The organism is Streptomyces sp. NPDC029044 (assembly GCF_040637495.1).
In the GTDB taxonomy this organism is placed as follows: Bacteria; Actinomycetota; Actinomycetes; order Streptomycetales; family Streptomycetaceae; genus Streptomyces.
The window spans coordinates 73,934-88,046 of the sequence record NZ_JBEZWN010000014.1; the positions used below are offsets into that span (position 1 = coordinate 73,934).

General features: G+C 72.1%; 16 protein-coding genes. 9 read left to right on the top strand and 7 right to left on the bottom strand.

Annotation, left to right across the window (positions count from 1 at the left end; all coding sequences use genetic code 11):
* The first annotated feature begins 131 nt into the window (after positions 1-131).
* The gene (locus AB0E85_RS15020) at positions 132-1,145 is read left to right on the top strand and encodes a hypothetical protein (RefSeq protein ID WP_361926388.1); all 1,014 of its coding nucleotides are present in this window, start codon (positions 132-134) and stop codon (positions 1,143-1,145) included.
* A 76-nt stretch (positions 1,146-1,221) separates the two neighbouring features.
* On the opposite strand, the gene AB0E85_RS15025 is transcribed toward AB0E85_RS15020, so the two are convergent.
* The 3 genes from AB0E85_RS15025 to tuf all read right to left on the bottom strand — a co-directional run bounded on the left by AB0E85_RS15025 (position 1,222) and on the right by tuf (position 3,789).
* Positions 1,222-1,551 (bottom strand): hypothetical protein, encoded by a 330-nt coding sequence (locus AB0E85_RS15025; protein ID WP_361926391.1) that lies wholly within the window; start codon positions 1,549-1,551, stop codon positions 1,222-1,224.
* Between the two features lie 135 nt (positions 1,552-1,686).
* Positions 1,687-2,532 carry a fused MFS/spermidine synthase gene (locus AB0E85_RS15030; RefSeq protein ID WP_361926393.1) on the bottom strand — a complete coding sequence of 282 codons (846 nt, stop codon included), beginning with the start codon at positions 2,530-2,532 and terminating at the stop codon, positions 1,687-1,689.
* An 87-nt stretch (positions 2,533-2,619) separates the two neighbouring features.
* The gene (gene tuf, locus AB0E85_RS15035) at positions 2,620-3,789 is read right to left on the bottom strand and encodes an elongation factor Tu (protein WP_361926396.1); all 1,170 of its coding nucleotides are present in this window, start codon (positions 3,787-3,789) and stop codon (positions 2,620-2,622) included.
* 364 nt (positions 3,790-4,153) lie between these two features.
* Between tuf and AB0E85_RS15040 the strand changes: the two genes are divergently transcribed.
* Positions 4,154-4,945 (top strand): VTT domain-containing protein, encoded by a 792-nt coding sequence (locus AB0E85_RS15040; RefSeq protein ID WP_361926399.1) that lies wholly within the window; start codon positions 4,154-4,156, stop codon positions 4,943-4,945.
* A 21-nt stretch (positions 4,946-4,966) separates the two neighbouring features.
* Here AB0E85_RS15040 and AB0E85_RS15045 read toward each other — a convergent pair whose 3' ends face one another.
* Positions 4,967-6,136, bottom strand: coding sequence for a thiolase family protein (locus AB0E85_RS15045; protein WP_361926402.1), 1,170 nt, complete (start codon positions 6,134-6,136; stop codon positions 4,967-4,969).
* Between the two features lie 93 nt (positions 6,137-6,229).
* Between AB0E85_RS15045 and AB0E85_RS15050 the strand changes: the two genes are divergently transcribed.
* The 3 genes from AB0E85_RS15050 (at position 6,230) to AB0E85_RS15060 (ending at position 8,013) form a co-directional block, all read left to right on the top strand.
* Positions 6,230-6,700, top strand: a complete 471-nt coding sequence (locus AB0E85_RS15050; protein WP_361926405.1) for a helix-turn-helix domain-containing protein — start codon at positions 6,230-6,232, stop codon at positions 6,698-6,700.
* 159 nt (positions 6,701-6,859) lie between these two features.
* Positions 6,860-7,735 carry an undecaprenyl-diphosphate phosphatase gene (locus tag AB0E85_RS15055; RefSeq protein WP_361926407.1) on the top strand — a complete coding sequence of 292 codons (876 nt, stop codon included), beginning with the start codon at positions 6,860-6,862 and terminating at the stop codon, positions 7,733-7,735.
* 98 nt (positions 7,736-7,833) lie between these two features.
* Complete coding sequence (locus AB0E85_RS15060; protein WP_361926410.1) at positions 7,834-8,013, top strand: hypothetical protein; 180 nt, start codon at positions 7,834-7,836, stop codon at positions 8,011-8,013.
* 25 nt (positions 8,014-8,038) lie between these two features.
* Here the strand turns inward: AB0E85_RS15060 and AB0E85_RS15065 are convergent, their stop codons facing one another.
* Positions 8,039-8,641: a DUF4291 domain-containing protein gene (locus tag AB0E85_RS15065; RefSeq protein ID WP_361926412.1), complete on the bottom strand. Its 603-nt coding sequence runs from the start codon at positions 8,639-8,641 to the stop codon at positions 8,039-8,041.
* 96 nt (positions 8,642-8,737) lie between these two features.
* Between AB0E85_RS15065 and AB0E85_RS15070 the strand changes: the two genes are divergently transcribed.
* Both AB0E85_RS15070 and lnt read left to right on the top strand, forming a co-directional pair.
* Positions 8,738-9,208 (top strand): nuclear transport factor 2 family protein, encoded by a 471-nt coding sequence (locus tag AB0E85_RS15070; RefSeq protein WP_361926414.1) that lies wholly within the window; start codon positions 8,738-8,740, stop codon positions 9,206-9,208.
* Positions 9,209-9,276: 68 nt separating this feature from the next.
* Entirely contained in the window at positions 9,277-10,842 is a 1,566-nt protein-coding gene (lnt, locus tag AB0E85_RS15075) for an apolipoprotein N-acyltransferase (protein WP_361926417.1), read from the top strand.
* On the opposite strand, the gene AB0E85_RS15080 is transcribed toward lnt, so the two are convergent.
* Entirely contained in the window at positions 10,766-11,671 is a 906-nt protein-coding gene (locus tag AB0E85_RS15080; protein WP_361926420.1) for a Gfo/Idh/MocA family oxidoreductase, read from the bottom strand. The two genes, lnt and AB0E85_RS15080, sit on opposite strands and share 77 nt — an antisense overlap.
* A gap of 13 nt (positions 11,672-11,684) precedes the next feature.
* Complete coding sequence (locus tag AB0E85_RS15085; RefSeq protein WP_361926423.1) at positions 11,685-12,869, bottom strand: FAD-dependent monooxygenase; 1,185 nt, start codon at positions 12,867-12,869, stop codon at positions 11,685-11,687.
* An 81-nt stretch (positions 12,870-12,950) separates the two neighbouring features.
* Between AB0E85_RS15085 and AB0E85_RS15090 the strand changes: the two genes are divergently transcribed.
* Entirely contained in the window at positions 12,951-13,541 is a 591-nt protein-coding gene (locus AB0E85_RS15090) for a TetR/AcrR family transcriptional regulator (RefSeq protein WP_361926426.1), read from the top strand.
* A 43-nt stretch (positions 13,542-13,584) separates the two neighbouring features.
* Positions 13,585-14,097 (top strand): DinB family protein, encoded by a 513-nt coding sequence (locus AB0E85_RS15095; protein ID WP_361926429.1) that lies wholly within the window; start codon positions 13,585-13,587, stop codon positions 14,095-14,097.
* The last annotated feature ends 16 nt before the right edge of the window (positions 14,098-14,113 follow it).

The window sequence follows — 14,113 nt, forward strand, 5'->3', positions numbered from 1 at the left end:
GCTGACCAGGCCGTGTGACGACCGCCGCACCGGTCCCCACGAGATCCGCACCGTCCGCTCCCCGGGTTGCTACGTCTCCGTCCACGGGCAGTGACCGAATCGTGTCCGGGGCGCGGCTAGGGTGACTGCTCATGTGGCCAGGACAGCAGCCGCCCGGGGGCGAGCAGAACCCGCAAGCGAACAACCCGTACCAGCAGCCGGGGTACCAGCAGCCGAATCCGTACCAGCAGCCGGGGTACCAGCAGCAGCCCAACCCCTATGGGCAGCAGCCGCAGTGGGGCACCCCCGCGCCGGCCGGCGCGCCGCAGCCCCCGCAGGGCGGTGGCGGCGGCAACCGGACGAAGCTGGTCGCGATCATCGCCGCCACGGCGGTGGTCGTCGCGGCCGGTGTCACGGGCTTCCTGGTGCTGGGCGGCGACAAGGACGACACGGCGGACGGCGGCAAGAACGGCAAGAAGGACAAGGCCGCGTCGAGCCCGCCGGCCGAGGACCCGAGCGCCGGTGCCACCGGCGACAACCCCCGCGGCGGTGAGGCGGCGCAGCCCACGGTCAAGGGCTGGAAGGTCGTCATCAACCCCAAGTGGGGCACCGCCTTCGACGTCCCGGCGGACTGGGAGGTGGCCTCCCCGACCTCGTCCGTCTTCTTCGAGGACGAGAAGTCCGAGGACGGCAAGCCGCTGATCCTGATGTCGGCACCGGCGTTCTACAAGTCCAAGTGGTGCACGAGCGACGACGACAAGGACGGCCGGAAAGAGACCGAGTCGCTGGCCGGGGCGGGCACCAAGGGAGCCGACGGCGCCAAGGACACCGACGAGGTCGCGGTCAACCAGGTGGCCTGGTGGGTGTACGGCGGCTACACACAGCCGGACAAGAAGAGCGTCAAGGCCGACGACAAGGCCAAGCCCTACACGACCGCCTCGGGCGTGAAGGGCAGCGTCGCCTGGGCGCACTCGGAGGACACGCCCGACAAGGGCAAGTGCGCGAGTGACGGCAAGGCGGTCACGTTCGGTTTCAAGAACTCCGCGGGCGACTTCGTCGCGTGGAGCTTCTTCGGCGCCAAGGGCGTCAAGGGCGAGGTGCCCGAGAAGACCGTTCTGAAGATCCTCAGCACGGTCCGGCTGCACGGCGAGCCGACCGGCGGCTGACCCGGAAACGGAAACGGAGCCGGGCCCGCCCCCTGCGACAGGGGCGGGCCCGGCTCACCGAAGCATCGTGAGGGGGTCAGCCCTTCAGGTGCCCGCGGTAGACCCAGCGCCCCGAGACGGATCCCTCGTCCACACGGCAGCTGCCGATGCAGACCCAGGGGTTGCCGGAGGAGTTGGTGCAGTCCCAGTCGGCGTGCACCTTGTTGTTCTTGTAGACGTAGTCGACCACCCTGGCGTTCGCCGAGAAGCTCGCGTGAACCGCGGCCTTCTCCTTGGCGACCACGTAGTCGCGGGACGTCGGGTGGCACTTGAAGGCGGCCGCCGAGGCGGAGCCGGCACCCATGAGGGGCAGCGTGGCACCGATGAGTACCGCCGAGGCCAGCAGCGTCGCAGAACGCTTGCGCATTGTCTTCCTTCCCCGTTCCAAGGTCAAATCAAGATCAATTTAGCGGCGGCCCGTTGCGTTGCGCAAACGTTCTGGCAGGAGGGCACTTGTGAGCCGCCGGACCCCGCCTGCGGCCGGGGCGAGGCCGAGCGTGTGTCAGCCGATGCCGAACGCCCCGTCCGGGGGCACGGGTGACGGCACGGCGTCCGCGTCCTCCACCGGCCGCGCGTCGCCGATGAACTCCCGCAGCCCGGCGCCGTGTTCGACCCGGGCCGGGAAGGCGTCGGCGGCGGTGAGCCGGGCCAGGGCAGCGATATCGGCCGGCTGATGCCCGGCGACGAGCACGGCGTTCCCGAACCGCCGTCCCCGCAGCACCCCCGGCTCGGCGATCAGCACGAGCTCCTCGAAGGCGGTGGCCAGGGTGGCCAGTTGTGACCGCAGGAACGCGAACGGCGCGGCGTCGGGGAGGTTGGCCAGGTAGACCCCGTGTCCCCGCAGTACCCGTGCGGCCGCACGGACGTAGGCGACGGAGGTGAGGTGCGCCGGAACCCGCGATCCGCTGAAGACGTCCGCGACGAGGACGTCCGCCGAGGCCGCCGGAGCGTGCTCCAGCCAGACCCGGGCGTCCGTCGCGTGCAGGGCGACGTCCGCGCCTTCCGGCAGCGGCAGATGCTCGGACACCAGCTCCAGCAGCCCCCGGTCGGCCTCGACGACGTCCTGCCGCGAGCCCGGCCGGGTCACGGCCACGTACCGGGGCAAGGTGAGCGCCCCGCCCCCGAGATGCGCCACGTCCAGCGCCCGTCCCGGCTCGGCCACGACATCCAGCACGTGGCCGAGCCGCCGCGTGTACTCGAACTCCAGATGCGCGGGCTCGTCGAGATCCACGTAGGACTGCGGTGCCCCGTCCACGGTCAGCAGCCAGGCCCGTTCCCGGTCGACGTCGGGCATCAGCTTGGCACACCCGTGATCGACGGACCGGGCGACTGGTACAGGCTCATTCACCCCCTCATTGTGCCTGTGCGGCAACGCCCCCAGGGGGCGCCGGGGACTGCGCGACCAGCCACAACGGCCCCGCAGTCCCCCGCCGCCTCAACCCACCGCGGTCACGGTCCCCGCCCCCACGGTCCTGCCGCCCTCGCGGATGGCGAACCCGAGCCCCGCCTCCAACGGCACGTCCCGCCCGAGTTCCACGGTCATGACCACCGTGTCACCGGGCCGGGCCACCGCCGTCTCCCCCAGGTCGACGTCCCCGACCACATCCGCGGTACGGATGTAGAACTGCGGCCGGTACCCGCTGGAGACAGCCGTCGTACGCCCGCCCTCACGCGAAGACAGCACGTACACCTGCGCGGTGAACCGGCGGCTCGGCACGACACTCCCCGGGGCGGCGACGACATGTCCCCGCCGCACGGCATCCCGCGGCACTCCCCTCAGCAGCATCGCCACGTTGTCCCCGGCCTGCGCCTCCTCCATCGGCTTGCCGAAGGTCTCCAGCCCCGTGACCACCGTCTCGACGCCGGCCCCGAGCACCTCGACCCGGTCACCGACCCGCACCACGCCCCGCTCGACCGCCCCGGTCACCACGGTTCCCCGCCCGGTGATGGTCAGCACGTTCTCGACGGACAGCAGGAACGGAGCGTCGACATACCGCTCCGGCATCGGCACATACGTGTCCACCGCGTCGAGCAGCGCCTCGATCGACGCCGTCCAGCGCGGGTCCCCCTCCAGCGCCTTGAGGCCGGAGACGCGTACGACCGGTACGGAGTCGCCGCCGTAGCCGTGCGCGGTGAGCAGGTCGCGGACCTCCATCTCGACCAGGTCGGTCAGCTCCTCGTCCCCCGCGTCGGCCTTGTTGAGGGCGACCACGATGTGGTCGACGCCCACCTGCCGGGCGAGCAGCACGTGTTCGGCGGTCTGCGGCATGATCCCGTCGAGCGCGGAGACGACCAGGATCGCCCCGTCGAGCTGGGCGGCGCCGGTGACCATGTTCTTGACGTAGTCGGCGTGGCCCGGCATGTCGACGTGCGCGTAGTGCCGGGTGTCGGTCTCGTACTCGACGTGCGCGATGTTGATGGTGATGCCGCGCGCCGCCTCCTCGGGCGCCCGGTCGATCCGGTCGAACGGCACGAACGCGCCGCTGCCGCGGTCGGCGAGGACCTTGGTGATGGCGGCCGTCAACGTGGTCTTGCCGTGGTCGACATGACCCATCGTGCCGATGTTGAGATGCGGTTTCGTACGGACATAGGCCGTTTTGGACATGGCTGTACCTCGAAGCGTGTGTTCGGCGAAGAAGAAGTGGGACCCCGAGGACCTGCCCGACCCTCCCCTTGCGGGGTCCGCCGGACGAACCGGAGAGGGTCAGCTTCGGGCGCCGTCCATGACGGCCGTGAGATCGGCGACAGCAGCCTTCGGGGCATCCGTGACCACGGATGCTGCGAGGGTGAAGGCGTGCCGGAACATGCCGTCGATCATTGCCGACGCTTTACCGCACGTCGAATGGTTTTCGGCTGCCCGCGCACAGCGCTGCGCACGGGTCCGCGCCCCCGGCTGCGCCCGCCGGCCTGTGACGCTCGTGAGACGAACCATACGGCGATCACACACATTTGTCGGTTAGTGTCACCGGATGCTCGATGCCACCACCCGCTCTGGGGGCACCGCCACGGCCTCTCCCCGGGCCGCCGCCGCGGAGCTCGCCGTCGCCGTTCCCCCGGCAACGAACGCCTCGCCCGCCGTACCGACTCGTTTCGCCGCCCGCTGCACGAGAGTTCTGCTGTCCCCGTGGTCGCGGCTGTCGCTGCTGGTCGTGCTGCTCGTCGCGGGCGCGTGCGGGGTGCTGCTCTTCGAGCCGCAGCGGCTGCTGACGGAGGGCTGGCCGCCACAGCTCGGCGGTGCCGCGGCAGCGGCGGTGTTCGCGCTGGCGTACGGCGTGTGCACCGTGGCGTTCGTGCCGAGGCCGCTGCTGAACCTGGCGGCGGGCGCGCTGTTCGGTTCGCAGCTCGGCCTCGGCGTGGCCCTCGCGGGCACGGTGCTCGGCGCCGGGATCGCCTTCTGCCTGGGCCGGGCGCTGGGCCAGGACGCCCTGCGCCCGCTGCTGCGGGGGCGCTGGCTGAAGGCCGCGGACGGCCAGCTCAGCCGGCACGGCTTCCGATCGATGCTCGCGGTGCGGCTGTTCCCGGGTGTGCCGTTCTGGGCGGCGAACTACTGCGCCTCCGTCTCCCGCATGGGCCTGCTGCCGTTCCTGCTGGCCACGGGCCTCGGCTCGATCCCGAACACCGCCGCCTACGCCGTCGCGGGCGCCCGTGCCTCCACCCCGACCTCACCCGCCTTCCTGATCGCCCTGGCCTGTATCGCCCTGCCCGCTCTGGCGGGCGTGGTGGTGGCCTGGCACAAGCGGCACCGGCTGCGCCGTCTCTGACGCGCTGTCACAGCCGTCCGGCTACACCCGTTCCAGCACCATGGCGTTGGCGAGTCCGCCCGCCTCGCACATGGTCTGGAGCGCGTAGCGGGCGTTCCGTTCCCGCATCGCGTGTACGAGCGTCGTCGTCAGGCGGGTTCCGCTCGCGCCGAGCGGATGCCCGAGGGCGATGGCCCCGCCGTGCACGTTGACCCGGTCGAGGTCGGCGCCGGTCTCCTGCCGCCAGGCCAGTACGACACTGGAGAACGCCTCGTTGACCTCGAACAGGTCGATGTCGTCGAGGGTGAGTGACGCCTTGCGCAGCACCTTCTCGGTCGCCGGGATCACGCCCGTGAGCATCAGCAGCGGGTCGGAACCGGTGACGGCGAAGCTGTGCAGCCGGGCGAGGGGGCGCAGTCCGAGCCGGGCCGCCGTCTCGCTGGACGTGATGAGCACCGCCGAGGCCCCGTCGTTGACCGGGCTGGCGTTGCCCGCCGTGACGTTCCACTCGATCTGCGGGAAGCGCTCGGCGAAGACCGGGTCGTGGTACGCCGGCTTGATCCCGGCGAGGATCTCGGTGGTACTGCCGGGCCGGACGCACTCGTCGCGCGCGACACCCTCCAGCGGCGCGACCTCGGCGTCGAACAGGCCCTTCTCCCAGGCCTCGGCGGCCCTGCGGTGCGAGGAGACGGCGAAGGCGTCCAGCTGCTCGCGGCCGATCGACCACTTCGCGGCGATCAGCTCGGCGCTGATGCCCTGCGGGACGAGCCCCTCGGGGTAGCGCTCGGCGACCCCGGGGCCGAAGGGATCCGCGCCCGCGGGCACGTTCGACCACATCGGTACCCGGCTCATCGACTCGACCCCGCAGGCCACGACCAGGTCGTACGCGCCCGAGAGGACTCCCTGCGCCGCGAAGTGCACGGCCTGCTGGGAGGAGCCGCACTGGCGGTCCACGGTGGTCGCGGGCACCGACTCCGGGAATCCCGCCGACAGCACGGCGTAGCGGGTGGTGTTCATGGCCTGTTCGCCGACCTGGTCGACGGTGCCGCCGATGACGTCGTCGATCAGCGCCGGGTCGATCCCGGACCGTTCGACGAGGGTGCGCAGGGTGTGGGCGAGGAGCTCCACGGGGTGGACGTGCGCCAGGGCGCCGTCCGGCTTGCCCTTGCCGATGGGGGTGCGTACGGCTTCGACGATGACTGCGTCACGCATGTGCGGGCCTCCACGACTACCGGTGAGTAGGAAATCCGAACTCACCGTAGCCCGGAGGGTTGGAAATTCCAACCCTCTCCTAGACTGGGGCTCATGGCCGCCCGCAAAGACCCGCGCCCCTGCTCGATCGCCGACACCCTCGCGCTCGTCGGCGAGAAGTACTCCCTGCTCGTCCTGCGGGAGGTGTGCCTGGGCAACGGCCGGTTCGACCAGCTGGTCCGCAACACCGGCGCCCCGCGCGACATCCTGGCCACCCGGCTGCGCCGGCTCCTCGACGCCGGGATCCTGGCCAAACACCTCTACAGCGAGCGTCCGCAGCGCTTCGAGTACCGGCCGACCCGGGCGGGACTGGAACTGGAGCCGGTCCTGGTGACCCTCATGGCCTGGGGCGACCGCCACCTCCGGCCCGACGGCGACCGCCCGATGCTCCTGGAGCACTCCTGCGGCCAGGCCCTCACCCCGGCCGTCACCTGCCGGGCGTGCGGCGACGAGGTGCGCCACGAGGACCTCACGGCCCGCCCCCAGACACCCGGCTGGACGGTGACCGGACCCACCGCCGCCTGATCTCCGCTGGTCGGGAGCGGCATCCAAACCCCTGTGTCCGGGCGGCCTTCCAGGGGCGCTACGCTTCCCCCTCGGCACACCTGATCACCCGTTCCTCGCGACGACGGCCCGGTGCGCCCGTCGTCCGTCCCACGATCGGCACTTGGACTCCGTTACCTCATGTCTTGGTTCGAATCACTCATCCTCGGACTCGTCCAGGGGCTGACCGAGTTCCTCCCCGTCTCCTCCAGCGCCCACCTGCGGCTGACGGCGGCCTTCTCGGGCTGGAAGGACCCGGGCGCGGCCTTCACGGCGATCACGCAGATCGGCACCGAGGCAGCCGTGCTGATCTACTTCCGCAAGGACATCGGACGGATCATCTCGGCGTGGACGCGCTCGCTCACCGACAAGGCGCTGCGCAGTGACCCCGATGCCCGGATGGGCTGGCTGGTGATCGTCGGTTCGATCCCGATCGGCGTGCTCGGCGTGACACTGAAGGACCAGATCGAGGGACCGTTCCGCGATCTGCGCATCACCGCCACGATGCTGATCGGCATGGGCATCGTCCTGGGCATCGCCGACCGCCTCGCGGCCCGCGACGAGAGCGGCGGCAAGCACCGCGCACCCAAGCAGCGCAAGGCCCTTGAGGACCTGGGCGTCCGGGACGGCCTGATCTACGGCGTCTGCCAGGCCATGGCGCTCGTCCCGGGCGTCTCGCGCTCCGGCGCCACCATCAGCGGCGGCCTGTTCATGGGCTACAAGCGCGAGGCCGCGGCCCGCTACTCCTTCCTCCTCGCCATCCCCGCGGTGCTCGCCTCCGGCGTGTTCGAACTGAAGGACGCCACCGAGGGCGGCCATGTCTCCTGGGGCCCGACGATCTTCGCCACGGTGATCGCCTTCGGGGTCGGGTACGCCGTGATCGCGTGGTTCATGAAGTTCATCTCGACCAAGAGCTTCATGCCCTTCGTCTACTACCGCATCGCCCTCGGCATCGTCATCATCGTGCTGGTCAGCGTGGGTGCGCTGAGCCCGCACGCGGCCGAGTCGGCGGGCTGATCCGGGGGCCTTGTGACCCCGGTCTCGTGACCAACCGCATAGGGATCGGGTAGCCGTCCGGTAGCGGGCTGTCAGTGGCTGCCCCTAGGCTTGTCCGCATGTCCCCCGATTTCGTGACCCCTGGTTCCGTGCGGCCCGCTGCCGAGGTCAACGACGAGATCCGTGCGCTGTGGCAGCGCACGGGCGGCACCCTGTCGGCCGAGGAGCGTGCGGAGTACGAGCTCCTCGTCGTCGAGTGGGCGACCGCGATCCGAGGCGGCGTCGTCACGGCGGCCTGAGCGGCCCCCTTCCCTCCCGTTCCCCCTAGGCGCGCAGCCGCGCCAGCACCTCGTCCTCGATGTCGAGGGGCCGCTCCTCGGGCAACAGCCCAGCGGCCGCGTCCGGTTGTCCCGCCCGCACCAGCCTGTGGATCTCCCTGGCGAGCGGCGTGACGTCCTCGATCCCCACGATCCACTCGTCCGCGTACCGCGTGGCGGCCTCCCCCGCGAGCCCCAGCTGGAGCGACCGGTGCGGCAGCGGGTTGAGGTGCAGGTCCCGTTCCGGATCCCACTGCACCCGCGCGGGCGCCTGCCGCAACTGCCGCTTCCAGGAGGCCCGGTCGCCGTGCAGAACGGGGACGTGGTGGGACAGGCAGGCGTTGCGCAGCGCCCACAGGAATCCCTCGCGGTCGATCTCGATCGCCAGGACCGTCTCCTGGCCCTCCTTGGTGCCCCACCCGCAGCGGTACATCATCCACAGGAACGACGGCTTGATCCAGGTCATGCGCTCCCGCTTCCACGACGACGGGAAGCGGCCCAGGCGGGCGGCGGGGCCGCCGATCTCCGGGCGGTAGGCCTGGTAGACGGTGATGGTGGAGTCGGTGTGGCGGGCGCGCACCCGGAATCTCGGTTCGTGCAGATCGTTCACGGAGGACAGGCTGGCCCCCGACGCCCTGCGGCGGCCACCGAATATCTCGCGCGCACGGCTCTTGGTTCGTGCCCCGCCATGCCCAACACTGAGCCGATGGCGCAGCGCGTGGAGCTCGCTACCGTGAGGGACCGGCTGGCCGTCGACGGGCTGATCACCGACTACGCGGTGGCGGTCGACGACGGTGACTGGGAGGCGTACCGGGGGCTGTTCGCCCCTCGGGGGCGGGCGGACTACCGCTCGGCCGGCGGCATCGAGGGAGAGGCCCGGGCGGTGGCCGCCTGGCTGGCGGAGAGCCTGCGGCTGTTCCCGATGCGGCAGCATCTGATCGTCAACCGACGGGTGCGCTTCGGGATCTGGGAGCAGGACACCGGCGACACGGCCGAGGTGCAGGCCGACTACGTCAACCCCATGGCCACCGCGGGGCCCGCTCCCGACTTCGTGTGCGGCGGCCGGTACGCCTTCGGGGCGCTGCGCACGGACGACGGCTGGCGGCTGCGCGAGGTCGTCGTACAGGAGAAGTGGCGGCGCCTTCCCGAGCCCCGGACGGCGCCTGTGATCAACTGACCCGGCGTCCTGTGTCCTAGATCGTCCGCAAGGCGCACACTGGAGGCACCCGCGGGTAGGAGGCGCCTATGAAGACGCTCGGCCACTGGCTCGCCTCCCCCTGGCGCCGCTCGGCCGCCGCGGCGGTCGCGGGCGCCCTCCCCGTCCTCGCCTTCCCCGCGCCGTCCCTGTGGTGGTGCGCCTACGCCGCCCTGGTCCCCTGGCTCCTGCTGCTGCGCACCGCGCCGACCGGGAAGCGGGCCGCGTACGACGGCTGGTGGGGCGGCTTCGGCTTCATGCTGGCCATGCACCACTGGCTGCTGCCGAGCCTGCACGTGTTCACGTTCCTCATCGCCGCCCTGCTGGGCGCGCTGTGGGCACCGTGGGGCTGGCTGGTGCGCCGTCTCCTCGGAGGTCTCCCCTCCCTCGGGCGGGTCACGGCCGCCCTGCTGGTCCTGCCGTCGGGCTGGCTGGCCGTCGAGCTGGTCCGCTCCTGGCAGGGGCTCGGCGGCCCCTGGGGCATGCTCGGCAGCAGTCAGTGGCAGGCCGAGCCCGCGCTGCGTCTCGCCTCGGTGGGCGGCGTGTGGCTGCTCAGCTACCTGCTCGTGGCCGTCAACGTCGCCATCGCCGTCCTCGTCGCGGTCCCCCGGGCCCGGGTGCCCGCCGTGGCCGGTCTCGTCGCCACGGCCGCCGTCACCTCCGCCGCCTGGGCGTTCTCGCCCCGCCCCGCCGTCGACGGCCAGGTCAGGATCGCCGTCGTGCAGCCGGGCGTCATCGCGGGCCCGGACGCCCGGTTCGCCCGCGAGGAGCAGCTCACCCGCCGGCTCGCCGGCCAGGACGTCGACCTGATCGTCTGGGGCGAGAGCAGCGTCGGCTTCGACCTCGACGACCGGCCCGACCTCACCCGGCGGCTCGCGGACCTCTCCCGCGCGACGGGTGCCGACATCCTGGTCAACGTGGACGCCCGGCGCTCCGACAAGCCCGGCATCTACAAGAGTTCGGTCCTGATCGGCCCCGACGGCCTGACCGGCGAGCGCTACGACAAGATGCGGCTCGTGCCCTTCGGCGAGTACATCCCGGCCCGGTCCCTGCTCGGCTGGGCCACCTCCGTCGGCAAGGCCGCGGGCGAGGACCGCAGGCGCGGCTCGCAGCCGATCGTGATGAACGTCGGGGACGATCTGCGCGTCGGCCCGCTGGTGTGCTTCGAGACCGCCTTCCCCGACATGACCCGCCACCTCACCCGGGAGGGCGTCGACGTGCTGATCGGTCAGTCGTCGACGTCGACGTTCCAGCACAGCTGGGCGCCCGGGCAGCACGCTTCGCTCGCCGCGCTGCGGGCCGCCGAGACCGGCCGCCCCATGGTGCACGCGACCCTGACGGGCGTCTCCGCCGTCTACGGCCCGGACGGGCAGCGCGTCGGATCATGGCTCGGCACGGACGCCTCCGCCGTGCGCGTCTACGACCTCCCCCTCGCCCACGGCACCACGCCCTACGTCCGCCACGGCGACTGGACGGTGCACACGGCGATGCTGATCCTCGCCCTGTGGGCCGTCGGCGAGGGTGTACGGACCGTGCGGCTCAGGCGGTCCGCTCCTGAACCGCCCGTACCACCCGCTCGCACAGTTCATGGGTCTCCAGCGCGTCCCGGGCGCTGAGCACCCGGCCGGTGCGGACGGCGTCGAGGAAGGCGAGCACCGCCTGCTCGATCCCGCGCTGCCGGGCCACCGGCACCCAGTCCCCGCGCCGCCGCACCGTCGGCTGGCCCTTGTGGTCGACGACCTCGGCGAGATTGATCACCTGCCGCTTGGTGTCCTGCCCGGACACCTCCAGGATCTCCTCGGCGGAACCGCTGAGCCGGTTCATCACGCCGAGGGCGGTGAAGCCGTCCCCGGCGAGCTGGAGCACCAGGTGGTGCAGCAGCCCGTCCTGGACACGGGCGCGCACGGTGACGTCGTCGATCTCGCCGGGCACCAGGAACCGGAGGGTGTCGACGACGTGGATGAAGTCGTCGAGGATCATCGCGCGCGGTTCCTCCGGCAGCCCGATGCGGTTCTTCTGCATGAGGATCAGTTCGCGCGGATGGTCCGCGCACTGCGTGTAGCCGGGGGCGTGGCGCCGGTTGAAGCCGACGGCGAGGCTCACGCCCCGCTCCTCGGCGAGCGCCACCAGCCGCGCGGAGTCATCGATCTCGTAGGCGAGCGGCTTGTCGACGTACGCCGGAACGCCCGCCTCCAGCAGCCGCGTCACGATCTCCGGGTGCACGAGTGTGGGCGCGTGCACGAACGCCGCGTCGAGGTCCGCCGCGATCAGGGAGTCGAGGGTGGTGTGCCGCCGCTCCGGCGGGACGTGCAGGCCCTCGGCGACCCGGTCGAGGGTGGCGGGCGTACGGGTCTGAAGGTGCAGTTCCACCCCGGGCAGGAAGGCGAGGACCGGGAGGTACGCCTTCTGCGCGATGTCGCCGAGTCCGATGCAGCCGACCTTCACGGGGTGATCTCCTCTAACGGTTGCCTGCCGGGGTCTGCTCGGAGCATACGGCGTCCGGCCGCGGGGGCCGCCAGTCGGCGATGCCGTCGAAGCCGCGCAGGACGAGGGCGGGCCCGGCCTTCGAGAGTGCGGCCAGGGCGGTGTCGCGTACGGCGATCGCTGCGCGGTTCCTCATGAGGTTGAGGCGGGCGACCCGCACGGCCCGGCGTGTGACAGCGGTCGTGCGGGGCAGCCGGGCGGCGGTGTAGGCGGGCAAGTCGTCGCGGTGGTGCGCGAGGACGATCGCGTCCTCGATGGCCAGGTTGCCGCCCTGGCCGAGGGTCGGCGGCATGGCGTGCGCGGCGTCGCCGAGCAGAGCGACCCGGCCGTGGTGGTAGGCGGGCAGCGGTTCGGTGATGTGGTGGACGTCGTGGCGCAGGACGTCCTCGGGCCGGGCGGCGGCGAGAACGGCGGGGATCGGGTCGTGCCAGTCGCCGAAGCGGCTCAGCAGCTCGGCCCTCTCGTCGGGCACGTGGCCGCCGGCGGGCGTGACGGCGGCGGCGTAGGCGTAGACGCGGCCGTCCTTGAGCGGGTGTGTGCCCCAGATGCGGCCCCTGCCCCAGGTCTCGTGCGAGGCGAACTCGGCGCCGGGCACGGGGATCACCAGCCGCCAGGCGGTGAAGCCGGAGTACACGGCCCCGGGGTGGGCGGGGAAGAGCGCGTGGCGCACCGCGGAGCGGATGCCGTCCGCCCCCACCACCAGGTCCGCCTCCAGCACCCTGCCGTCGGCGTTGACCCGGGCGGGCCGGTCGGGGCCGCCGCTGTCGGTGAGGGTGGCGGCGACGTCCGTGCGGATGGAGCCCGTGGGGAGCCGGGAGGCCAGGCTCGCGATGAGGGTGGCGCGGTGCAGCAGCACGAGCGGTCCGTCGAAGCGCTCGGCGGCGGCGTCGGCTGAGGACCGCGACAGCCAGCGCCCGGAGGGGGCGCGCAGCCCGCCGTCGCCGGACCAGGCGGCGAGATCGCGGATCTCGTCGCCGAGTCCGATGGCGTCCAGCGCGCGCAGGGAGTTGGGGGCGAGGGAGATCGCCGCACCGACCGGCTCCAGCGACGGGGCGCGCTCCAGCACCGTGACCCGCAGGCCGCTCCGGTGCAGGGCGACCGCCGCCGTCAGGCCTCCGATACCGCCGCCTATCACGACGGCATGCGTGAGCTGTGTCATGGCCCCTCCTCGAATGTGACTACACCTGTAGTGACGCCATCGACGTTACTACAGGTGTAGTCGGACGGGTAGCGTGACCCCATGTCCGTACGCACCGCCGGCCCCTCCCGCTCCGACCTGGTCGCCGACACCGCCCTCGCCCTGCTCGCCGAACGCGGCATGCGCGGCCTCACACACCGGGCGGTCGACGAGGCGGCCGGGCTCCCCCAGGGGTCCACGTCGAACCTCGCGCGCACCCGGCAGGCCCTGCTGGAGCTCGCGGTGCGGCGCCTTGCCGACCGCGAGGCCCGGGTCCTGGCCCTGCACGAGATGCCGGACCCCGGGGCCGGGCCCGGCCCTCTGGCGGACGCGCTGGCCCTGGCGGCGCACCGGGCCCTGACGGGCCACCGCGCCCTCACGCTCGCCCGCTACGAACTGGCCCTGGAGGCGACGCGCCGCCCCGAGCTGCGGGCCTTCTTCGACGCCACCGGCGCCCGCTTCCGGGACCAACTCGCCGCCCTCGTCGGCGGCTTGGGCTCGACCGACCCGGCCCGGCACACCCTGTCGCTCATCGCCTGGGGCGACGGGCTGATGTTCAGCTGTGTGGCGGGGTCGTTCGGCGCCGAGGTGCCGAGCCTGGAGGAGGTGCGGGCCGGGCTGCGGGAACTGCTGGAGGGCATGCTCGGGGGCTGAAAATCTTGTGGTGCGGCGGGGGCGGCTCGGAAAGGATGCGTCCATGACGAACGAACGCCAAGAGCCCGCCAGCACCGCCGACGAGCGCACCATGCTGGAGGGCTGGCTGGAGTACCACCGCCAGACCCTCGCCTGGAAGTGCGAGGGCCTGACCGACGCCCAGCTCCGCACCGCCGCGGTGGAGCCGTCCGAGCTGAGCCTCATGGGACTGGTGCGGCACATGGCGGAGGTGGAGCGGGGCTGGTTCCGCAAGGTACTCGCGGCCGAGGAGGCCGGCCCGATCTACTACACCGAGGAGGATCCGGACGGCGAGTTCCATCTCTCCGCGTCGGACACGTGGGAGGAGGCGTACGCCACCTGGCAGTCCGAGATCGAGACCGCCCGGCGCAACGCGGCCCGCTTCGGCCTCGACGACGTCTCCGAGGGCAAACATCGCCGCACCGGCGAGCGCTTCAACCTGCGCTGGATCTACACGCACATGATCGAGGAGTACGCGCGGCACAACGGCCACGCCGACCTGATCCGCGAGCGCGTGGACGGCGCGACCGGCGACTGACGTCACCCCCGTCGCA